The organism is Kitasatospora sp. NPDC057692 (assembly GCF_042799475.1).
Lineage (GTDB): Bacteria > Actinomycetota > Actinomycetes > Streptomycetales > Streptomycetaceae > Kitasatospora.
In genome coordinates this window covers 53,899-73,599 of the sequence record NZ_JBHVIV010000004.1, presented here as the reverse complement: position 1 = coordinate 73,599, position 19,701 = coordinate 53,899, and the positions used below count along the sequence as shown (strand labels likewise).

Genomic DNA, 19,701 nt, shown 5'->3' with positions numbered 1-19,701 from the left:
CCGTCCGTCCGCGCCGATCCACGCCCCCGCCGACCCCACCGCCCGCACCCCGTCCGCGCCTGGCACTTCCCGACCGAGGACTCCATGCGTCTGCGCAGCAGCTCGATCCGCGCGAAGATCATCGCGCTGCTCCTGGTGCCCATCGTCGCCCTCGCCGCCCTCTGGGCGTACGCGACGCTCACCACCGCCGGGGACGTCTGGAGCCGGCTGGACCTCAGCCGGACGTACAGCGAGTTCGGCACCCCGGTCGACCAGTACGCGCACGATCTGCAGAACGAGCGCCGGGCCGCCGTCAGCCGGCTGGCCGACCCGGCCTCGCGCGCCGCCCGGGACGCCCTCGAACAGGCCCAGGCCGTCACCGACCGGGACCTCGCCGTGCTGCGGCAGAAGAAGGACACCCGCAGCGGCCGGCTCGACGAGGCCCAGCGCGGCCGCCTGCTGCAGATCCTCGCCGCCGCCGACCAGCTCGCCCCGCTGCGCGCCCAGGTCGGCCGGGCCGCGCTCAACTGGGAGTTCGCGCTCGCGCAGTACAGCGACCTGGTCAAGCCCACCTTCGCCTTCCGGTCGGCCTTCGTCGCCCGCCAGAGCGGCCAGCTCCCGCGCCAGGGCACCATCCTGACCGAGCTGGTGCGCGCCCGCGAGTACCTCTCCCAGGAGGACGCGGCGATGGAGGGGCTGCGCACCGCGGTCGCCCGGCCGACGCCCGAGCAGTACCAGGTCGCGCTCGACGCCCTGCACAACCAGCAGGCCCTGTTCACCGTCTACATCGCCGAGCTGGACCCGGTCGACCAGGCCGACTACATCGCCCTTCGCGGCGGCGAGGCCTGGGCCGCGCTGTCCCGGGCCGAGGCGGACTTCGTCGGCGCGGGCGGCCCCGAGCGGGTGGTCCAGGCGATCAACGGCGGCAACTGGCGGCAGACCGCCGACCACGCGCTCGGCGACCTCGCCGCGATCAACTCCCGGCTCGCCGGCACCATCGACGACCGCGACCACTCCTACGCGATCGGACTGCTCTGGCGCGGCGGCATCGCCGGTGTGATCGGCCTGGTCGCCGTGGTGCTCTCGGTGCTCATCTCCTACCGGATCGGCCGCGGCCTGGTCCGCGAGCTGATCGGCCTGCGCAACGCCGCGAACGAGCTGGCCGGCACCCGGCTGCCCTCGGTGATGCTGCGGCTGCGCAAGGGCGAGGCGGTCGACGTCGCCGCCGAGGCCCCCGAGCTGGAGTTCGGCGCGGCCGAGATCGGCCAGGTCGGACAGGCGATCAACGCCGTCCAGCGGGCCGCCGTCGAGGCCGCCGTCGAGCAGGCCGAACTGCGGCGCGGGGTCTCCGCGGTCTTCGTCAACCTGGCCCGGCGCAGCCAGGTGCTGCTGCACCGCCAGCTGACCCTGCTGGACACCATGGAGCGGCGCACCGAGGACCCGGCGGAGCTGGAGGACCTCTTCAAGGTCGACCACCTCACCACCCGCATGCGCCGGCACGCCGAGGGCCTGATCATCCTGGCCGGCGGCTCGCCGGGCCGGGCCTGGCGCAAGCCGGTGCGGATGGTCGACGTGGTCCGCGCGGCGGTCGGCGAGGTCGAGGACTACGCCCGGGTGATCGTCCGGCCGTTCCCCGGCACCGGGCTGCTCGGCAGCGCGGTCGCGGACGTCACCCACCTGGTCGCCGAGCTGGTCGAGAACGCTGCGGTCTACTCCCCGCCCGCCACCCAGGTCACCGTCCAGGGCGAGGTGGTCGCGCACGGCTTCGCGCTGGAGATCGACGACCGGGGGCTCGGGCTGAGCGAGCAGGCCCTCGCCGGGATCAACGAACGCCTCGCCGTGGAGCAGGAGTTCGACCTCGCCGACACCGACCGGCTGGGCCTGTTCGTGGTCAGCCGGCTGGCCCGGCGGCACGGCATCCGAGTGCACCTGCGGCCCTCGCCGTACGGGGGGACCACGGCGGTGGTGCTGATACCCCGCGAGCTGCTGGCGGAGGCGCCGGACGGGCGGCCGGAGCCGCCCGCCGCGGGCGCGGGCGCGGGCGCCGGTGCCGGTGCGGGCGGGGGGCGGCGGGTGGCCGGTCGGCGCGACCTCGTCGCGGTGCCGGCGCTCGGCGCGGACGAGGCGGCGGGCACCCTCGGCGGCCCGGGTGCGGTGAACGGCGCCGGGGGATCCAACGGGTCGCACGGGGCCAACGGGGTCAATGGGGCCAATGGATCGTACGGCTCGAACGGGTCGCACGGCTCGCACGGCTCGCACGGCTCGAACGGCGAGGGCGGGCGGCACCGGATCAGCGGAGGGCCGCGCCCGTCGGCGCCCGAACCCGCGCGCACGCCCGGCGGACTGCCGCGCCGGTCGCGGGGCACCGGTGGGCCGGTGCTCGTCCCGGCGCCCGGCGGCGAGGCCGGTCCCGGTACCGGTCGGCACCGGCGCGCCGAGGCCGAGGGCGCGCCCGTGGCGGACACCGTGACGGACACGGCGGCGGAGGCCGTGGTGGACGCCGTGGTGGCCGCCCCCCAGGACACCGCCCCGCCGCGCAACGGCGCACCGCGGGTCGGCGCACCGCGTGACGGCGCCGCGCCGGGTGCCCTGCCGCGCCGCGTCCGGCAGGCGAGCCTCGCCCCGCAGTTGCGCGAGCGGGCGGTGGAGACCGCGGCCGCCACCCCGGGCGGCGAGCGGCCGGACGGCGGAGCGGAGGCGGCGCGCGAGCGTTCGCCCGAGGAGGCCCGGGCCACCTTCGCCTCGTTCCAACGCGGCTTCACCCGGGGCCGGGGCGCCACCGGTGCCGCGCCCGATCCCCGGCCGGCACCGGCGCCCGGGCCCGTCCCCGGCTGGCAGCCGCCGGACCCGGGGCGCCGCGCGATCAGCCCGGCGCCCGCCCCGGCGGCGCTGCCCGGCCCCGCCGGAGGCGAACCGGCACCGCTGGCCCGTCGCGCTCCGGTCCCGCCGCCGGCCAGGTTCGCCCGGGCTCCGCGTGCCGCGGCGGAACCGGGCGCACCCGCCGGTCCGTTGTCCGACGGGCCGTCCGAGAGCACGGCACCACCCGCACCACCGGTATGACGCGTTCGACCCGCTCGATCCGCTTGTCCCGTTCGATCCGTTCGATCCGTAAGGCCCGTATCACCGCACGACCCGCACGACCCGCACGACCGCACGACCCGCATCACCGCATCACCGCACCACCCGCTCCAGCGGAAGGAACAGAATCATGACCACTTCGACGCAGTCGCCCGGAGACCTCAACTGGCTCCTGGACGACCTGGTGGGACGCGTCGCCGCGCTCCGACATGCGGTGATCCTCTCCAGCGACGGCCTGGCCACCGGCGCCTCCCGCGACCTCGACCGGGAGGACGCCGAGCACCTGGCCGCCGTCGCGGCCGGGTTCCACAGTCTGGCGAAGGGCGCCGGCGGGCACTTCAAGGTCGGCGGCGTGCGCCAGACCATGGTCGAGCTGGACGAGGCCTTCCTGTTCATCACCGCGGCCGGCGACGGCAGCTGCCTCGCGGTGCTGAGCGAGGCCGAGGCGGACATCGGCCAGATCGCCTATGAGATGGCCCTGCTGGTCAAGCGGGTCGGCGAGCACCTGGCCGCCGAACCGCGCGCCGACGTGGCCCCGCCCGGGAGATGAGCGGTCCGATGGCGGACGAGGAACCGACGCCGGTGCCTCCGGACCCGGGGCCGGACGACCGGGGCCCGGCCCCGGACGGCCCGGAGCCGGAGGGCTCGGAGGGTCCGGACGGGGCCGAGCCCGGCGTCGACCTGTTCCGGGCGCGGACCCCGGTCGACGACCGCTGGTTCGACGACGACGCCGGCCCGGTGGTGCGGCTGTACTCGATGACCCGCGGCCGGACCCGGCCGGTCGAGGACGGCCTGTTCGACCTGATCTCGCTGATCACCGCCAAGGACCCCGCGCCGGCCACGGGGGCCGTACCCGCGCACGTGCTCGACCCGGAGCACCAGACCATCCTGGACTGGTGCCGCCGGGAGCCGATCTCCGTGGCCGAGCTCGGCTCCTACACCGACCTGCCGGTCAGCGTCGTGCGCGTCCTGCTCGGCGATCTCTACGACGCCGAGCTGATCAGCGTCACCCGACCCGTTCCGCTCGCCGAGCTGCCGGACGAGCGCCTGCTGCGAGACGTGATCAATGGACTCCGTGCGCTCTGACCTGCCCGCGACCGCCGCCGCCCAGCCGCCGACCGCCCACCACCGGGCCGGCGGCACGGGTGGCGACCGGGCCAACGACCCGCGCTGGCGGGGCGGCCCGGCGGCCGCGGTGAAGATCCTGGTCGCCGGCGGCTTCGGCGCGGGCAAGACCACCCTGGTCGGCTCGGTCAGCGAGATCCGCCCGCTGCGCACCGAGGAGGAACTCAGCGAGCTGGGCCGCCCGGTGGACGACACCGCGGGCGTGGAGGCCAAGCGCACCACCACGGTGGCGATGGACTTCGGCCGGATCGACCTGCGGCCGGGGCTCGCCCTCTACCTGTTCGGCACGCCCGGCCAGGACCGGTTCTGGTTCGTCTGGGACGAACTGGCCCGGGGCGCGCTCGGCGCGGTGGTGCTGGCCGACACCCGGCGCCTTGCGGACTGCTTCCCCTCGGTGGACTTCTTCGAGCAGCGGGGCATCCCCTTCCTGGTGGCCGTGAACTGCTTCGAGGGCAGCGAGGTCTTCGCCCCCGAGGAGGTCCGGGACGCGCTCGACCTCGACCCGGGCATCCCCGTGGTGCTCTGCGACGCCCGCCTGCGCGAGGACGGCAAGGAACTGCTGGTGGCGCTGGTCGAGCACGCGGCCGCCCGTCGGCGGAGCGCGCCGGCCGCGGTCTGAGCCCGCGCCGGGCCCGCGCCGGGCCCGCGCGGGGACCGTCCCGGGCCCGTCCGGGGACCGACCGTGACCGGGCTGCCGTCCCGGTCGCGGCGGGTGGTGCCGCGTCAGCGTCTCATTTCCGTGTTCACATGCCGGACGATCGGAGGCAGGCAGGTTGCCTTGACGGGCCGGGCGTGGAAGGCTCTGTGGACAGAGGCCGCCCGGCCGGTTGCCCGGGTGCCTCGAACGTGTCGCGCACCGAGTGCGTCCGGCACGCGCGCCGCAGCGCGGCACAGGGACGTGTCGGCGCATCGAGACCAGAGGGGGGAGGACCGTACCGTGAACGTCGAACAGCGACGTGCCGCGGCCGTGTTCGCCTCCCTGGCTCTCCCCATCCCGGTCACTCCGGCGCTGACGGTCCGGCGGTACATCGACCACGCGCTCATCTGCAGCGCCTGCTGTCGCTGACGTCGCCACCCTTCGCCGTCCACGTCACCGTCGCCGTCGTCCGCCGCCCCGGGAGCCCTCCCGGCCGGCCCGCCCGCCCCTGTCGCCCGATCCGGTCGACCGACCGGGCCCGACGGAAGCCGACGGCCCCTCACACCGTCGACCCGGCAGTACCGGACAGCCGTCCGGTGGGCCGCCGTCGTCCCTGCCCGCTTCGCGGAGAGCACCAGTGAACCTCGTCAGCACCACCCTCCACCCGGCCGCCACCACCGTCACCGCCCGCGCCGCCGCCCGCGTCGCCGCCGGGACGGCCGGGGCTGCCGGAGGGATGCGGCGCCGCGCGGGGGCCACCCGGCCGGATGGGCGCGGGAACCACGCCGAGGACGGAAGCAGGGGTCGGCACCTCGACCTCGAGCCGTTCTGGCCGTCCCGGCAGCCGCACCTGTTCGACCAGACGTGTCCGGGATCGCCCAGCGCGTCCCGGCACCTGCTCCGCTGACTCCGGGTCAGTCCTCGGCAGTACGCCCGGTCGACGCGCAGACGACTCCACCCCGTCCGTCACGCGCGAAATGAGCGGCATCATGTCCACCCCCTCCACCGCCATCCTCTCCGTTCCCTCCGCGACCCCGCACCTGCGCGCGGTCCGCTCCGTCTCCTCGAACCCCGAACGCCGGCACGGCGGGACCGTCCCCCAGCGCCCGGCGGTCGGCCAGCCCGGCTCCGTCCCGCCCGTCGGGGCGGTCCCCTCCGTCTCCCCGGTGTCGCCCGGCCAGGGCCCGATCCTCCCGTCGCTCCCGCCGCAGGCGCTGCTCGCGGCGCTGCCGGAGGGCGCGGCGGTGGTCGCGGCGCTGCCCCAGGGCTCGCTGCCGCAGGCGCTGCTCGCCCAGTACGGGGCGCAGTTCGGCGCCTCGGCGGGGCAGCCGATGGTCGGCTACCTGGTGCTGGTCCCGGCCGAGGGCGGCGCCGCGCCGACCGGCTTCCCGGTCGCCTCGATCGCGGCCCCGGCGCAGGCCCCGGCCCCGGCCCCGGCGCCCGCCGGCCCGCCCGCCGCCGTGCCCTTCGGCTCCGGTCCGTCCGTCGTCGGCCAGCCCGTCGCCGGTCCGGCCGCTGCCGGTCCGTCCGCCGTCGGTGCCCCCGTCCGCCCGGTGCGGCCCGCCGGCCGGGGCATCACCGTCGACGTGGAGCGCCGCAACGCCTACGTGGACGGGCGGCTGCTCGACCTCACCTACCTGGAGTTCGAGCTGCTCGCCCACCTGACCGAGCACCCGCAGCGGGTGCACACCCGCGACCACCTGGTCTCCGCCGTCTGGGGCTACGGCCACGTCGGCGACGGCCGCACGGTGGACGTGCACGTGGCCCGGCTGCGCCGCAAGCTGGGCGTGGCCTACCGGGACAGCATCGTGACGGTCCGCCGGGTCGGCTACAAGTACACCCCGGTCGCCTGACAGCCGTTCACCGGGCCGGGCGTTCCTCCGAACGCCCGGCCCTCGGCATTGATGTGACGAGACGTCATATCCGCTGGTCCGGCGGCAGCAGCAGGACGGCGAGCGCGCCGGCGCAGGACCGCGCGTGGCCGAGGAACCAGTCCAGGCGCCCGTCGGTGAGGTGGGCGGGCGTCGAGCGCACGGCGAGCGCGAAGCGGGCCTGTCCGGCGCCGTCCAGCACCGGGACGGCCACCGTGCGCACGCCGGCCGCCGACTCGCCGTCGTTGAGCGCGTAGCCGGCTGTCCTGACCTTCTCCAACTCCTCGTCCAGGCGCTCCGGTTCGGTGATGGTCCGGTCGGTGAAGGGCGGCAGCGGGCCCAGTGTCGAGACCCCCGCGTCCCCGGGACGCGGCCAGGCCAGCAGCACCTTGCCGAGCGCCGTGGAGTGCAGCGGGCGGCGCAGCCCCAGCCCGGTGTCGGGGCGGACGGAGGCGCCGACCAGGATCACCGCGTGCGGACCGCTGCGGATCGCCAGGTCGGCGGCGGCGCCGGTGCGGCGCGACAGCAGGTCGAGCTCGGGCGCCGCCAGGTGCAGTCCGCGCTGGTGGAAGGTGAGTTGGCCCAGCTCGGCGACGGCCGGGCCGAGTCGGTAGCGGGCCGTCTGCTCGTCCTGCTCCAGGAACCCGGCGCTGACCAGGGTGCGGGCCAGGCGGTGCGCGGTGGAGACCGACAGGTCCATCCGCCGGGCCAGGTCCGAGGCGCTCAGATCGGGGCCGTTGTCGTGGAAGCAGTGCAGCAACCCGAGGGCCCGCTGGACGGCCTGGGCGCCGGCCGGCGGGCTCTGGACGGCGGTGACGGCCTCGGCCATGGCACCTCTCGTTCTGTCCTTGGCTCCGGCCGGTTCACCGGAGTCGCTCCCAGACTATGGCAGCGCGTGCTGCGGGAATGTGTCAACGGCGTTGCAAAAGGATGCCGTTCATGAACAACCGATCCCATGATGTGGCAAACCCTTGTCCGGTGGCCGCAGGCCGTGGAACGCTCGTCACAGCGCACCGGACGAGCCCCGTCCACCGCGTACCCGACCGCAGGAAGGAGCAGTGCCGTGACGAACCACCGGTGCCCCGCCTCCTGCGCCTGTTGTCGCTGACGCGCCGCCTCCGTCCGCGCCGACCACCCTACGGACTCCCCGCCCCGTCACACCTGGTGACCCGTGCCGCGCCGCGCACCGCCGCGTCCGCGCGCACCCTGCCGCAGAGGACCAGCCCACCGTGCCCAGCCCCGACAGCCCCACCGCTGCCGCCCCGACCGCCGCCGATCCGGCCATCGCCGATCCGACCGCCACCGCGTCGGCGGCGTCCGCCGCCGAGGTGCCCGACACCCTCTGGTTCACCCGCTGCCCCGTCCCCACCGCGACCGGAGTCGCGGCCGACCAGGGCTGGCTCGGGCGGGAGTTCGCCGCCGACGGCATCGCCGTCCGATCGCTCCAGGACGTGCCGCCGGAGGTGGCCGCCGACCACCACTACACCCACGCCCTGACCGGGCTGTTCCGCGAGGGCGGCAACGTGCCGGCGCTCTGGGCCCGTTCGCGCGGCGAGCGGACCAGGCTGATCGGGCTCACCTGGATCGAGGAGCGCCAGGTCGTCCTGGTCCGGGCCGACAGCGGTATCACCGGGCCCGGACAGCTGCGCGGCCGCCGGCTAGCCGTCCCACGACATGGGATCGCGATCGACTTCTGGCGGGCGATGGCCCTGGCCGGCCTGCACGGGGCGCTCTCGCTCGCCGGACTCACCCTGGACGACGCCGAGCTGGTGGACGTGCCGGCCGCGCCGGATGGCGGGCAGTGGGCCGCGGAGCTGGCGGCGCTGCGCGACGGCGTCGTGGACGCGGTCTACGTCAAGGGCGCGCTCGCCGTCGAGGCGGCCCGCCGGATCGGTGCGGAGGTCGCCGTGGACCTGGACGCGGCACCGGACCGCCGCGCCCGGGTGAACAACGGCACGCCCCGGCCGATCACCGTCCACCAGGAGCTGCTGGACGGCCACCCGGAGCTGGTGGCCCGCTTCCTCGCCGTGCTGCTGGAGGCCGCCGACTGGGCCGCCGAGCGTCCGGCGGAGGTCGCGCGCATCCTGAGCGCCGAGACCGGAGCGGGGGAGGAGGGCGTCGCCGGCGCGTATGCGCGGGGCGGCCACCGCACCCTGCACCTCGACCTGTCCGAGGAGCGCCTCGCCCTCCTTGAGCAGCAGAAACGTTTCCTTGAGCAGCACGGATTCCTGGCCGGTCCGGTCGACATCCACGCCTGGACCGACCCCGAGCCGCTCCACGCCGCCCGCGCCCTGCTCGCCGCCCGCCGCGCCGAAGGACGCACACACGGCGGCTGACAGTGATCGGATGACAGATTTCAGAATCCGTCATCTGTTATCTGTCATCTGAAATCTGTCAGTTGTCAGTTGTCAGCCGCCGACTGCTGCCGCCCTCCGTCCGCCCGCCCCGCGCCCCCGTCACACCCCCTCCTCAGGAGTCGACCCCGTGAACCCCTCCCGCCTCGCCCTCGCCGCCACCGCACTGCTCGCCACCACCGCCCTGGCCGCCTGCGGCTCCTCTGCCGACGGGGCCAAGGCCTCCGCCGACGGCGGCAAGGCCGAGGTCGTGCTCCGGGTGCCGGACCCCGGCAACAACGGCTTCCTCGCCCTCGGGAAGAAGGACGGTTCGCTGGACCGGGCGCTGGCCGCCGTCCACGCCAAGGTCGCCTGGACCGGCAGCGCCGGCCCGTTCGCCCCCGCCGCCCAGGCGCTCTCCGCCGACCAGCTCGACGTCGCCCAGGGCTCGATCACCTCCGCCGTCGCCGCGCTCGCCCAGAAGCCAGGCTTCAAGCTGTTCGCCCAGACCGCCCCCGACGGCGTCGGCGAGGGAATCCTGGTGAAGAACGACTCGCCGATCAAGAGCGTGCAGGACCTCGTCGGCCGCAAGGTCGCCGTCAGCCAGGGCGGCACCAGCGAGTACCTGCTGCTCAAGGCACTGGAGAAGAACGGCGTCCCGGCCGACAAGGTCGAGCGGGTCTACCTGCGCGCCGACCAGACCTCGGGCGTCTTCAACTCCGGCCAGGTCGACGCCTGGGCCACCTGGAACACGTTCTCCACCCCGACGATCGCCAACTCCGGCGCCCACTTCCTGGTCAACGGCAAGGAAGTCGGCTCCGACAACTACGCGGTCTGGGCCGTCCGCAACGGCTTCGCCGACAAGCACCCCGAGGTGGTCCGGGCCTTCTACGACTACCTGCGCGAGAACGGCCTCAAGGAGAAGGCCGACCCGGCCGCCTACCTCAACGTCTTCACCGACTCCGGACCGACCGCCGTCACCCCGGCCGAGAAGGGCGTTGCCATCGAGGTCGTCCGACAGGGCTCCGCCGCCGGCGTCATCGGCGAGGCCGACGTCACCCGGTTCGGCACCGTCGCCGCGTTCTTCGCCGACCAGAAGGTCACCAAGCAGCTGGTCGACGTCAAGCCCTACCTGATCGACGCCGAGAAGCTCGGGACCGGTGCCAAGTGAGCATCACCACCGATCCGTTGAGCAGGCCGGAAGCGGATTCCGCGCCCGTGCCCACCGCCGCGCCCCCGGCCGGGGAGGACGCCGACCGCGGCACCGCCGCCGCCCGCGCGGCCGGCCTGGTCGAGCCCCGCACCCGCCTCCGGGCCCCGCGCCCCCGGGCGCTCGCCTTCACCCTGCGCACCCTCGGCCCGCTCGCCCTGCTCGGCGGCTGGGCCCTCGCCTCCGCCACCGGCGCCCTCACCCAGGACGTCCTGGCCTCGCCCGCCCAGGTCGCCGAGGCGGTCGGCGAGCTGTGGGGCAACGGCCAACTCGCCGACGCCCTCACCGTCTCGCTCACCCGGGCCGGCCTCGGCCTGCTGATCGGCGCCAGCGCCGGCCTGGTGCTCGGCGTCGTGACCGGCTTCTTCCGTCTCGGCGAGGAACTGCTGGACTCGGCCGTGCAGGTGCTGCGCACTGTCCCCTTCCTCGCCCTCGTCCCGCTGTTCATGGTCTGGTTCGGCATCACCGAGACCGCCAAGGTCGCGCTGATCGGCGTCGCCACCACCTTCCCGATGTACGTGTCGACCTCCGGCGGCGTCCGGAACACCGACCGCAAGCTCATCGAGGCCATGCGCAGCTTCGGCCTCGGCCGCTGGGCGATCGTGCGCACCGTCGTCCTGCCCGGCGCCCTGCCGGCACTGCTCTCCGGACTGCGGCTGTCCATGACGCTCAGCGTGATCGCGCTGATCGCCGCCGAGGAGATCAACTCCACCGAGGGCATCGGCTACCTGATGGCCCAGGCGCAGAACTACTCCCGTACCGACATCCTCGCCGTCTGCATCCTGATCTACGGACTGCTGGGACTCACCGCCGACGGCGTCGTCCGCCTCCTGGAGCGCGTCCTGATGCCCTGGCGCAAGGCCACCCAGGGAGCCACCCGATGAGCACCCCCGCCTCCGCCCCCGCCCCCGTCGCCTCCGCCGCTGCCCCCGCGGCCCCCGCCGTCCACCTGCGCGGCCTGCGCCGGGTGTTCGGCACCCGGGCCGTCCTCGACGGCGTCGACCTCTCCATCGACCGCGGCGAGTTCGTCGCCCTGCTCGGCGCCAGCGGCACCGGCAAGACCACCCTGCTGCGGATCCTCGGCGCCCTAGACCGGGCCGACGCCGGCACCGTCCTGGTCCCGCCGGTGCGCACGGTGGTCTTCCAGGAGCCCCGGCTGGTCCCCTCGAAGCGGGTGCTCGCCAACGTCACCGTCGGCCTGCCGCGCGGCGCCGCCACCCGGGAGACGGGTCTCAAGGCGCTCGCCGAGGTCGGCCTCGAACGGCACGCCGACGCCTGGCCCGCCACTCTCTCCGGCGGCGAGGCGCAGCGCGCCGCGCTCGCCCGGGCGCTCGTCCGTGAGCCCCAACTGCTGCTGCTGGACGAGCCGTTCGCCGCCCTGGACGCACTCACCCGGCTGCGCATGCAGGACCTCGTGGGCGACCTCGTCCGCCGTCACCGCCCCGCGGTGCTGCTGGTCACCCATGACGTGGACGAGGCCGTGCGGCTCGCCGACCGGGTCGCCGTGCTGCGCGACGGCGGACTGGTGCGCGACGAGCGCGTCACCGTCGAGCGCCCGCGTGACCCGGCCGATCCGGCCTTCGCCGACCTGCGCCGCCGTCTGCTCGCCGACCTCGGCGTCCACTGACCCCCGTACCGCCACCGCCCCTGCCGCCTGAAACCCCTCCGACCCCCCTCCGCACCACAGGAGTTGATTCCCATGGCCATCACCCTCGGCGTCCACGCCAGCAACCCTTCGCTCTACTACCTCTCCCGGCTGGACTACCTCGACGAGGAACTGGCCCCGCTCGGGGAGAGCGGCGCCTTCCACCACTACGCCGACGGCACCCGCACCGGCGAGCTGCTCGCCGACGGAACCATCGACTTCGGCGGCACCGGCTCCACCCCGCCGGTCACCGCCCAGGCCGCCGGCCACGACCTGGTCTACGCGGCGGTCTCCGCTCCCCGCCCCGACCACGGCGCGCTGCTGGTGCGCGCCGACGGCCCGGTGCGGACGGTCGCCGACCTCAAGGGCGGCACCGTCGTCCTCGCCATCGGGTCCTGGCAGACCCACCTGCTCGCCAAGGCCCTGCACGCCGAAGGGCTCTCCTACGCCGACGACATCACCGCCGTCCGCCCGGCCGCCGGCGAGGACCCGGCGCGGCGGCTGCGCGAGGGCGGGATCGCCGGCTGGATCGCCCAGGGCGCCGAGTTGGCCGCCGCCCGGCGCGGCGGCGAGTTCCGCGAGCTGATCCGCACCGGTGACGTGATCACCGACCGTTCGGTGTTCTTCACCCGCCGCGGGTTCGCGGCCGACCGCCCCGAGGTGGTCGCCGCGATCGCCACCGCCCTGCGCCGCGCGGACGCCTGGGTGGCGGCACATCTGCCGCAGGCCGCCGCCATCGCCGCCGAGGACCTCGGCGGCAGCGCCGAGGACTGGCAGGCGGCGCTGGCCGGGCTGCCCTGGCGGCTGGAGCCGGCGACCGCCGCGTTCGTCGCCGAGCAGCAGGAGGCGGCCGACATCTTCCACCGGGTCGGCTTCATCGGCCGCGCGGTGACGGTCGCCGACGCCCACCTGCCCGCGCTGGAGGCCCCGGTGGCCGCCGCCGTCGCCGAGGCGGTCTGACCGATGGCCTCCGAAGTCCTCTGGTACATCATCCCGCGCGAGGGCCACTACCCCTGGGAGCCGGCCGGCCGCCGACCGGTCGACCTCCGCTACCTCCAGCAACTCGCCGGCAGCGTCGAGCGCCTGGGCTACACCGGCGCGCTGCTGGCGACCGACCTCTACGACGTGTGGGACCTCGGCAACGCCCTGGCCGCCGCCACCACCCCGGCGTTCAAGCCGCTGCTGGCCGTCCACCCCGGGCTGATCGCGCCCACCCTGCTGGCGAAGATGGCGCTCAGCTTCGACCACCTGCACGGCGGACGGCTGCGCTTCAACGTGGTCAACGGCTCCACCGCGCAGCTGCGCGAGTACGGGCTGCACGTCGAGCACGACGACCGCTACCGGCTCAGCGCCGAGTACTGGTCGATCGTCAAGCGCCTCACCGCCGGTGAGGTCTTCGACCACAAGGGCGAGTTCTACGACCTGCGCAACGCCGGGGCGGGCCTGCGCGAACTCACCCCGGTCCAGCCCGGCGGCATCCCGCTCTGGTTCGGCGGCAGCTCGCCGGCCGGCATCGAGATGGCCGCCGAGCACGTGGACGTCTACCTCACCTGGGGCGAGCCGCCGCAGCAGCTCAAGGAGAAGCTCGACCTGGTCCGCGAGCGGGCCGCCGCGCACGGCCGCAGCCTGCGGATCGGCCTGCGGCTGCACCTGATCGTCCGCGACACCGAGGACGAGGCCTGGGCCGCCGCCGACCGGCTGCTCGACGTCACCAGCGAGGCCACCTACGCCCGCCAGCTCGGCGGGGTGCGCGGGGAGGACGGGGTCGGCTGGCAGCGGCAGTTCCGCCAGCACGGCGGCAAGGTCCCGGCGCGGGCCCGGGAGTTGGAGGGCCACCCCAACCTCTGGCCCGGGATGAGCCTGTTCCGCCCCGGCCCGGGCACCGCCGTGGTCGGCTCGACGGCCCGGGTGGTCGAGCGGCTCCAGGAGTTCGAGTCGCTCGGGGTGGACACCTTCATCCTCTCCGGCAACCCGCTGCTGGAGGAGGCCCACCGGGTCGCCGAGACGGTGCTACCAGCGCTGGGGATCCGCCGCCGGTAGGGCGCCGGGCAGGAGGGGGAACGGCAGCGGCGAGGTCAGCGCCAGCTGCCGGGCGAAGCGGGCGACGGCCCGGAGGAGGTACGTCCGCACGGCGGGCTCCCGAGGTCTCGAAGGACGCGTACGGACGGTCCCGTACGAACGGTCCAACGAGCGCGGTGCCCGGCCGGTCACGCAGCATCGACCGGCCGGGCGTACCGCTGCGTCAGCGGCTCAGCACGTCGATCTCGGCCAGCTCCTCGGCGGTCAGCGGGGCGCCCGCGAGCGCGTCGAGGTTCTGGTCCAGCTGCGCCACGCTGCTGGCCCCGATGATCACCGACACCACCCGCGGGTCCCGCAGCACCCAGCTGAGCGCCAGCTGCGCCAGGGTCTGCCCGCGCCGCTCCGCCACCTTGGCGAGCGCCCGCAGCTGCTCCAGCTTCGCCCCGGTGAGCGCCTCCTCGCGGAGGAACCTGCCGATCGACATCCGCGACCCGGCCGGCACCTTGCCGGAGAGGTAGCGGTCGGTCAACAGGCCCTGCGCCAGCGGCGAGTAGGCGATCAGGCTGGTCTGCGTGTCGGCGACCGCGTCCAGCACGCCCTCGTCCTCGACGTAGCGGTTGAGGACGGAGTACGCGCACTGGTTCATCAGGATCGGCGTGCCCAGCTCGCGCAGGATCGCCACCGCCTCGCGGTGCTGCTCCGCCGGGTAGTTGGAGATGCCCGCGTACAGCGCCTTGCCCGCCCGGACCGCCGAGTCCAGCGCGCCCATGGTCTCCTCGAGCGGGGTGTTCGGGTCGTAGCGGTGCGAGTAGAAGACGTCGACGTAGTCGAGGCCCATCCGGCCCAGCGACTGGTCCAGGCTGGCCAGCAGGTACTTGCGGCTGCCGCCGTCGCCGTAGGGGCCGGGCCACATGTCGTAGCCGGCCTTGGAGGCGATGAACAGCTCGTCCCGGTACGGGCGGAAGTCCTGCGCGAAGAGGTACCCGAAGTTGCGCTCCGCGCTGCCGTACGGCGGCCCGTAGTTGTTGGCGAGGTCGAAGTGGGTGACACCCCGGTCGAAGGCGCGGCGCAGCACCGCCCGCTGGACGTCGAGCGGCTGGGCGTCACCGAAGTTGTGCCACAGGCCCAGCGAGACGGCGGGGAGCAGCACGCCGCTGCGGCCGGCCCGGCGGTAGGTCATCGAGGCGTAGCGGTCATCCGCGGCGAGGTAGGTCATGCCGGACATCCTGCCAGGCCCCGGCCGCGCGAGGTGATCTGCGCCACCGTCCGTCGAGGAATGCCGGGCGGGGCGCGCGGGGACGACGATCACACAGGGCCGTGGACCGCCGGGGGGCGGCCCACGGCCTCCTGGTTCTTCGGGCCCGCGAGCTCTCTGTACCTACTGGTATGTACAGATCTCTGTACCTGTAGGTACAGTGACCGGCATGGCAACCCAGGACCGCCTCATCGAGAGCACCCAGGAACTCCTCTGGGAGCGCGGCTACGTCGGCACCAGCCCCAAGGCCATCCAGCAGCGGGCCGGCGTCGGCCAGGGCAGCATGTACCACCACTTCGACGGGAAGCCGGACCTCGCGGCCGCCGCCCTGCGCCGCAGCGCCGAGCAGATGCGCGCCGTCGCCGGGGCCGACCTCGCCGGCCCCGGCACCGCCCACGACCGGGTCGCCGCCTATCTGCGGCGCGAGCGCGACGTCCTGCGCGGCTGCCGGATCGGGCGGATGGCCCAGGATCCGGAGGTGGTCGCCGACCCGCGGCTGCGCGCGCCCGTCGAGGAGACCTTCGACTGGCTGCGCGGCCGGATCGCCGAGGTGATCGCCGAGGGCCAGGCGGCCGGCGAACTGCGGCCGGGCGCCGACCCCGCCGACCTCGCCGCCGCCGTGGTCGCCGTCGTGCAGGGCGGCTACGTGCTCGCCCGCGCCGCCGACAGCGCCGAACCGTTCGAGCGGGCCGTCCGCGGCGCGCTGGCCCTGCTCGCCGCCCACCGCACCGACTGATCCGCCGGGCCCGCCGCCCCCGGCCGATCCCTCCGACCCCCTTCCGGAGCCCGCCGTGCACGTCATGCAGTACGAGATCACCCTCCCCGCCGACTACGACATGCGGATCGTCCACCGGCGGATCGCCACCCGGGGCCACCTGCTCGACGACCACCCCGGCCTCGGCCTCAAGGCCTACCTGGTGCGCGAACGCGGCCGCGACGGCTCGCCCGTCAACCAGTACGCGCCGTTCTACCTCTGGCGCACCGCCGAGGGCATGAACAGCTTCCTCTGGGGCTCCGGATTCCGCGGCCTCGCCGCCGACTTCGGCCGCCCCGCCGTCCGGCACTGGCTCGGCGCGGGCCTGCGCCGGGGCCCGGCCGTCGAGGGCGCCCCCGCCGCCGCCACCCGGCGCGCCGAGCGGCTCGCCGAGGACGCCGATCCGGCCGAGGCCGTCGAACGCGCCCTCGCCGAACTGCCCGACCACCCCGACCTGCACACCGCCGCCGTCGCCGTCGACCCCGACCGCTGGGAACTGCTGCGCTTCGCCCTCTGGCGCACCACCGCCCCGGACGGCGTGTCCGGCACCCGGTACCGCGTGCACCACCTCTCCAGCCCCGAACTCGACCGGCTGCCCGCCGGCCGGCACTGGTGAAAGGAACCCCCGCCCGATGAACGAGGCAGCACCTCCCGCGACCGGCGAGCGCACCGAGAAGGGCCCCGGCGCCGCCGACCCCGTTGCCACCGGCCTCGTCCCCGCCCCGCTCGACCGGGCCGCCGGCTACGCCCTGCTCGCCGAACTCGCCGGCCCCGGGACCCGGGCCGACACCCTGGGCCCGCTCGACGACCTCGTCCCGGGATTCGCCGACTGGATCGTCACCACGCTCTTCGGCGGCACCTACCAGCGCCCCGGACTCGCCCTGCGCGACCGCCAGGTGGCCAACCTCGCCGCGCTCACCGCACTCGGCGGCGTGGAGCCGCAGCTCGCCGACCACGTCCGCAACAGTCTGCGGATCGGGCTGACCAGGGAGGAGGTCACCGAGGTCCTGGTCCACCTCGCGCCCTACGTCGGCGTGCCCAAGGCGCTCGCCGGACTGCGGGTCGCCGCCGCGACCTTCGCGGAGACGCCATGAGCGCCCGCACCGCCGCGAGCGCCGTCCGGACCGTCCTCGGCGACCTCGACCCCGCCGAACTCGGCGTCTGCGACGCCCATGACCACCTCTTCCTGCGCAGCCCCCGGCTGCCCGGCGAGGAACTCGACGACCCGGCCGCCGCCGCGGAGGTGCTGCGTGCCTTCGCCGCGGCCGGCGGCCGGGCGCTCGTCCAGTGGACGCCCGCCGGGATGGGGCGGCGCGCCGACCTGCTGCCGGAACTCTCCCGCGCGGCCGGTGTCCACCTGATCGCCGCCACCGGGCTCCATCAGGCCGTCCACTACGATCCGGCGGACCTCGAACGGCGCTACGCCGGACTCGCCGGGTTCTTCGTCGCGGAGCTCACCAGCGGACTGCGCGGCGCGCCCGGGGGCGTCCGCGCCGGGCTGATCAAGGTGGCCGGGGACTTCCACGGCCTGGACGCCCACACCCGGCGGGTGATGGCGGCCGCCGCCGAGGCGCACCATGCCACCGGTGCGCCGATCGCCGTCCACCACGAACTCGGCACCGGCGCGCCGGACGTCCTCGACCTGCTCTGCGAACGCCACGGCGTCCCGCCCGGCCGGGTGATCCTCGGCCACCTCAACCGGCACCCGGATCTGCGGCTGCAGCGCGAACTCGCCGGCTCCGGAGCCTTCCTGGCCCTGGACGGCCCCTCCCGCGCGCACCACGCGACGGACCACCACCTGTTCGACACGGTGGCCGCCCTCGTCGAGGCCGGTCGCGCCGACCAACTGCTCCTCGGCGGCGACACCACCACCCGCACCGCCCGCCACGCCCCCGGCCCGACCCATCTGCTCACCGCCCTCGGCCCCCGCCTGGCCCGCGAGTTCGGCCCCGACCTCCCGCACCGCCTCCTCACCGCAAACCCCGCCCGGGCCTTCGCGGCCGAGTGGCGGGCGGAGCCCGGCGGGGAGGCGGCTGACAATTGACAGCTGACAGAATCTGAAATCTGTTATCCGTCATCTGTTATCTGATATCTGTCAGCTGTCAATTGTCAGCGCCCGGCCCGGCCTCGGCCGCCCGAGCCGCCGCCCCCGCCCGGGCGCCGCGGGCCGGCCGCCCCGCCGCCCCCGCAGGCCTCACATGTGGGTGCCGCCGTCGATCCGCAGCTCGGTGCCGGTGACGAACGCGCCGTCGTCCGAGGCGAGCATGGCGATCACCCCGGCCACGGTCTCCGGCCTGGCGAAGCCCTGCCCGATCGCGGGGGAGAGCTTGGCGAGCAGGCTGAAGTCGGCGTCCGCCGGCAGGCCCGGGTCGTGGGTCATGCCGCTGTCGATGCTGCCGGGCGCGACGCAGACCGCGCGCAGGCCCTGCTTGGCGTACTCGGCGGCGATCGCGTGGGTGAAGGACTGGATGCCGCCCTTGGTCGCCGCGTACGCGGCCATGTAGGGGTGGGCGAAGGTCGCGGAGGTGGAGCTGAAGTTCACTACCACGCCCTTGCCGCCCGCGAGCAGCGCCGGCAGTGCCTCGCGGGTCATCAGGAACGTGCCGGTCAGGTTGACCGCGACGATCCTGTTCCAGAACTCCAGGCTGGTCTCGTGGGTGTGCGCGGAGCGCAGGATGCCGGCCGCGTTGACCAGCGCGTCCAGGCCGCCCAGCAGGGCCACGGCCTCGGCGACGCCGGCCCGGACGGCGGCCTCGTCGGACACGTCCAGCACCGTCGTGGTGAGGCGGTCGGCGGTGCCCTCGGCGGTGGCGCGGTCCAGGGTGGCCTTCAGGCCGTCCTCGTTGACGTCGACGGCGACGACGCGCCCGCCCTCGGCGAGGATCCGGTGCACGGTGGCCTGGCCGATGCCCGAGCCGCCGCCGGTGATCAGGACGTTCCGTCCGGTGAAGCGCTCCATGGTGGTACTCCGTTCGGTTCGTGGTCTCGCGACCTCACTGGCACGGTACGCCTACATGGCACGGTGTGCCAAAAAGGCTCGACGTGCCGGCTCGCGTACGCTGAGCCCGTGACCGGACGCCCCACCCTGACCCAGCGCCGCCGCGAGAGCACCCGGCTGGAGATCGCCCGGGCCGCAGCCGAGCTGTTCGCCGCGCGCGGGGCCGAGGCCGTCACCGCCGAGGAGATCGCCCAGGCCTCGGGCATCTCGCTGCGCACCTTCTACCGCTACTTCTCGGAGAAGGAGGACGCCGTCGCCCCGCTGCTCGCGGCCGGCGGCGAGCGCTGGGTGCGGCTGTTCACCGAGAGCGCCGCCGACCTGCCGCTCCGCGAGGCGCTGGAGCGCTCGGCGGCCGCGTCGCTGAGCCCGGCCGACGCCGAGGCCGGCGAGGCCATGCGCTGGACCCGCGAACTGCTGCGCGACCCCCGCCTCGCCTCGGTCTGGCAGCGCGTGCACGCCGACTCCGAGGAGCGGCTGCGGGCCGCGATCGCCGACCGCTGCCCGCCCGAGACCGACGCCCTGGAGATCCGGCTCGCCGCGGCCGCCGCCACCGCCGCCATCCGGGTCGCCCTGGAGCAGTGGGCGCTCTCCGGCGCCCCGGCCGCCGGCCCCGGATCGCCCCGCGAGCTGGGCGCCCGCTGCGTACGCGAACTCACCGGCGGCCTCGGCCTCTGGAGTCGCGTCACCTGACGGCGCCCGCGCCACCCCCCTCTCAAGGGGCCTACCGCGAAACGACGCGACGAGACACCACGCGCCGCGACGGTCCGACCACGGCTCCTCCTCCGGGCCGAGGGCGT

The 19,701-nt window shown here is 75.1% G+C and carries 20 protein-coding genes; 17 read left to right on the top strand and 3 right to left on the bottom strand.

The window, feature by feature from the left end; translation table 11 throughout:
• Positions 1-84 precede the first annotated feature (84 nt).
• The 6 genes from ACFVFS_RS03500 (at position 85) to ACFVFS_RS03475 (ending at position 6,672) form a co-directional block, all read left to right on the top strand.
• The gene (locus ACFVFS_RS03500; RefSeq protein WP_380619568.1) at positions 85-3,039 is read left to right on the top strand and encodes a nitrate- and nitrite sensing domain-containing protein; all 2,955 of its coding nucleotides are present in this window, start codon (positions 85-87) and stop codon (positions 3,037-3,039) included.
• A 148-nt stretch (positions 3,040-3,187) separates the two neighbouring features.
• A complete protein-coding gene (locus ACFVFS_RS03495; protein WP_350542745.1) occupies positions 3,188-3,607 on the top strand; it encodes a roadblock/LC7 domain-containing protein in 420 nt (139 codons plus the stop codon).
• A 206-nt stretch (positions 3,608-3,813) separates the two neighbouring features.
• Complete coding sequence (locus ACFVFS_RS03490; protein WP_380619809.1) at positions 3,814-4,143, top strand: DUF742 domain-containing protein; 330 nt, start codon at positions 3,814-3,816, stop codon at positions 4,141-4,143.
• Entirely contained in the window at positions 4,124-4,801 is a 678-nt protein-coding gene (locus tag ACFVFS_RS03485; RefSeq protein WP_380619566.1) for an ATP/GTP-binding protein, read from the top strand. The genes ACFVFS_RS03490 and ACFVFS_RS03485 overlap by 20 nt, the downstream gene beginning before the upstream one ends.
• 655 nt (positions 4,802-5,456) lie before the next feature.
• A complete protein-coding gene (locus ACFVFS_RS03480; RefSeq protein ID WP_380619564.1) occupies positions 5,457-5,726 on the top strand; it encodes a hypothetical protein in 270 nt (89 codons plus the stop codon).
• 259 nt (positions 5,727-5,985) lie between these two features.
• Positions 5,986-6,672, top strand: coding sequence for a winged helix-turn-helix domain-containing protein (locus ACFVFS_RS03475; RefSeq protein ID WP_380619806.1), 687 nt, complete (start codon positions 5,986-5,988; stop codon positions 6,670-6,672).
• Between the two features lie 64 nt (positions 6,673-6,736).
• Here the strand turns inward: ACFVFS_RS03475 and ACFVFS_RS03470 are convergent, their stop codons facing one another.
• Positions 6,737-7,519: an IclR family transcriptional regulator gene (locus tag ACFVFS_RS03470; RefSeq protein WP_380619562.1), complete on the bottom strand. Its 783-nt coding sequence runs from the start codon at positions 7,517-7,519 to the stop codon at positions 6,737-6,739.
• A 499-nt stretch (positions 7,520-8,018) separates the two neighbouring features.
• On the opposite strand from ACFVFS_RS03470, the gene ACFVFS_RS03465 reads away from it, so the two are divergent.
• The 6 genes from ACFVFS_RS03465 (at position 8,019) to ACFVFS_RS03440 (ending at position 13,918) form a co-directional block, all read left to right on the top strand.
• Entirely contained in the window at positions 8,019-9,026 is a 1,008-nt protein-coding gene (locus ACFVFS_RS03465; RefSeq protein ID WP_380619803.1) for an ABC transporter substrate-binding protein, read from the top strand.
• A gap of 148 nt (positions 9,027-9,174) precedes the next feature.
• Positions 9,175-10,194, top strand: a complete 1,020-nt coding sequence (locus tag ACFVFS_RS03460) for an NrtA/SsuA/CpmA family ABC transporter substrate-binding protein (protein ID WP_380619560.1) — start codon at positions 9,175-9,177, stop codon at positions 10,192-10,194.
• A 116-nt stretch (positions 10,195-10,310) separates the two neighbouring features.
• A complete protein-coding gene (locus ACFVFS_RS03455; RefSeq protein WP_380619799.1) occupies positions 10,311-11,117 on the top strand; it encodes an ABC transporter permease in 807 nt (268 codons plus the stop codon).
• Entirely contained in the window at positions 11,114-11,860 is a 747-nt protein-coding gene (locus tag ACFVFS_RS03450) for an ABC transporter ATP-binding protein (protein WP_380619558.1), read from the top strand. The genes ACFVFS_RS03455 and ACFVFS_RS03450 overlap by 4 nt, the downstream gene beginning before the upstream one ends.
• Positions 11,861-11,932: 72 nt before the next feature.
• Entirely contained in the window at positions 11,933-12,838 is a 906-nt protein-coding gene (locus ACFVFS_RS03445; RefSeq protein ID WP_380619556.1) for an ABC transporter substrate-binding protein, read from the top strand.
• A 3-nt stretch (positions 12,839-12,841) separates the two neighbouring features.
• Positions 12,842-13,918 carry an LLM class flavin-dependent oxidoreductase gene (locus tag ACFVFS_RS03440; RefSeq protein WP_380619554.1) on the top strand — a complete coding sequence of 359 codons (1,077 nt, stop codon included), beginning with the start codon at positions 12,842-12,844 and terminating at the stop codon, positions 13,916-13,918.
• A 202-nt stretch (positions 13,919-14,120) separates the two neighbouring features.
• Here ACFVFS_RS03440 and ACFVFS_RS03435 read toward each other — a convergent pair whose 3' ends face one another.
• The gene (locus ACFVFS_RS03435) at positions 14,121-15,113 is read right to left on the bottom strand and encodes an aldo/keto reductase (RefSeq protein ID WP_380619552.1); all 993 of its coding nucleotides are present in this window, start codon (positions 15,111-15,113) and stop codon (positions 14,121-14,123) included.
• A gap of 208 nt (positions 15,114-15,321) precedes the next feature.
• On the opposite strand from ACFVFS_RS03435, the gene ACFVFS_RS03430 reads away from it, so the two are divergent.
• The 4 genes from ACFVFS_RS03430 to ACFVFS_RS03415 are packed head-to-tail and all read left to right on the top strand — an operon-like array spanning position 15,322 to position 17,950.
• Positions 15,322-15,888, top strand: coding sequence for a TetR/AcrR family transcriptional regulator (locus tag ACFVFS_RS03430; protein WP_380619550.1), 567 nt, complete (start codon positions 15,322-15,324; stop codon positions 15,886-15,888).
• A 55-nt stretch (positions 15,889-15,943) separates the two neighbouring features.
• Complete coding sequence (locus tag ACFVFS_RS03425; protein ID WP_380619548.1) at positions 15,944-16,522, top strand: DUF4865 family protein; 579 nt, start codon at positions 15,944-15,946, stop codon at positions 16,520-16,522.
• A 16-nt stretch (positions 16,523-16,538) separates the two neighbouring features.
• The gene (locus ACFVFS_RS03420) at positions 16,539-17,000 is read left to right on the top strand and encodes a carboxymuconolactone decarboxylase family protein (protein WP_380619546.1); all 462 of its coding nucleotides are present in this window, start codon (positions 16,539-16,541) and stop codon (positions 16,998-17,000) included.
• Positions 16,997-17,950 (top strand): phosphotriesterase, encoded by a 954-nt coding sequence (locus ACFVFS_RS03415; protein ID WP_380619544.1) that lies wholly within the window; start codon positions 16,997-16,999, stop codon positions 17,948-17,950. Before ACFVFS_RS03420 ends, ACFVFS_RS03415 begins: the two co-directional genes overlap by 4 nt.
• 150 nt (positions 17,951-18,100) lie before the next feature.
• Here the strand turns inward: ACFVFS_RS03415 and ACFVFS_RS03410 are convergent, their stop codons facing one another.
• Positions 18,101-18,865, bottom strand: coding sequence for an SDR family NAD(P)-dependent oxidoreductase (locus ACFVFS_RS03410; RefSeq protein ID WP_380619542.1), 765 nt, complete (start codon positions 18,863-18,865; stop codon positions 18,101-18,103).
• 108 nt (positions 18,866-18,973) lie between these two features.
• Here ACFVFS_RS03410 and ACFVFS_RS03405 point away from each other — a divergent pair, with 108 nt between their 5' ends.
• Positions 18,974-19,594 carry a TetR/AcrR family transcriptional regulator gene (locus ACFVFS_RS03405; protein ID WP_380619540.1) on the top strand — a complete coding sequence of 207 codons (621 nt, stop codon included), beginning with the start codon at positions 18,974-18,976 and terminating at the stop codon, positions 19,592-19,594.
• Positions 19,595-19,701: the final 107 nt, after the last annotated feature.

Bases quoted from the DNA above. Each gene is read 5' to 3' on its own strand.
- ACFVFS_RS03500 (WP_380619568.1), top strand. From the start codon at position 85: ATGCGTCTGCGCAGCAGCTCGATCCGCGCGAAGATCATCGCGCTGCTC.
- ACFVFS_RS03495 (WP_350542745.1), top strand. From the start codon at position 3,188: ATGACCACTTCGACGCAGTCGCCCGGAGACCTCAACTGGCTCCTGGAC.
- ACFVFS_RS03490 (WP_380619809.1), top strand. From the start codon at position 3,814: ATGACCCGCGGCCGGACCCGGCCGGTCGAGGACGGCCTGTTCGACCTG.
- ACFVFS_RS03485 (WP_380619566.1), top strand. From the start codon at position 4,124: ATGGACTCCGTGCGCTCTGACCTGCCCGCGACCGCCGCCGCCCAGCCG.
- ACFVFS_RS03470 (WP_380619562.1), bottom strand. From the start codon at position 7,519: ATGGCCGAGGCCGTCACCGCCGTCCAGAGCCCGCCGGCCGGCGCCCAG.
- ACFVFS_RS03450 (WP_380619558.1), top strand. From the start codon at position 11,114: ATGAGCACCCCCGCCTCCGCCCCCGCCCCCGTCGCCTCCGCCGCTGCC.
- ACFVFS_RS03445 (WP_380619556.1), top strand. From the start codon at position 11,933: ATGGCCATCACCCTCGGCGTCCACGCCAGCAACCCTTCGCTCTACTAC.
- ACFVFS_RS03440 (WP_380619554.1), top strand. From the start codon at position 12,842: ATGGCCTCCGAAGTCCTCTGGTACATCATCCCGCGCGAGGGCCACTAC.
- ACFVFS_RS03435 (WP_380619552.1), bottom strand. From the start codon at position 15,113: ATGACCTACCTCGCCGCGGATGACCGCTACGCCTCGATGACCTACCGC.
- ACFVFS_RS03430 (WP_380619550.1), top strand. From the start codon at position 15,322: ATGGCAACCCAGGACCGCCTCATCGAGAGCACCCAGGAACTCCTCTGG.
- ACFVFS_RS03420 (WP_380619546.1), top strand. From the start codon at position 16,539: ATGAACGAGGCAGCACCTCCCGCGACCGGCGAGCGCACCGAGAAGGGC.
- ACFVFS_RS03415 (WP_380619544.1), top strand. From the start codon at position 16,997: ATGAGCGCCCGCACCGCCGCGAGCGCCGTCCGGACCGTCCTCGGCGAC.
- ACFVFS_RS03410 (WP_380619542.1), bottom strand. From the start codon at position 18,865: ATGGAGCGCTTCACCGGACGGAACGTCCTGATCACCGGCGGCGGCTCG.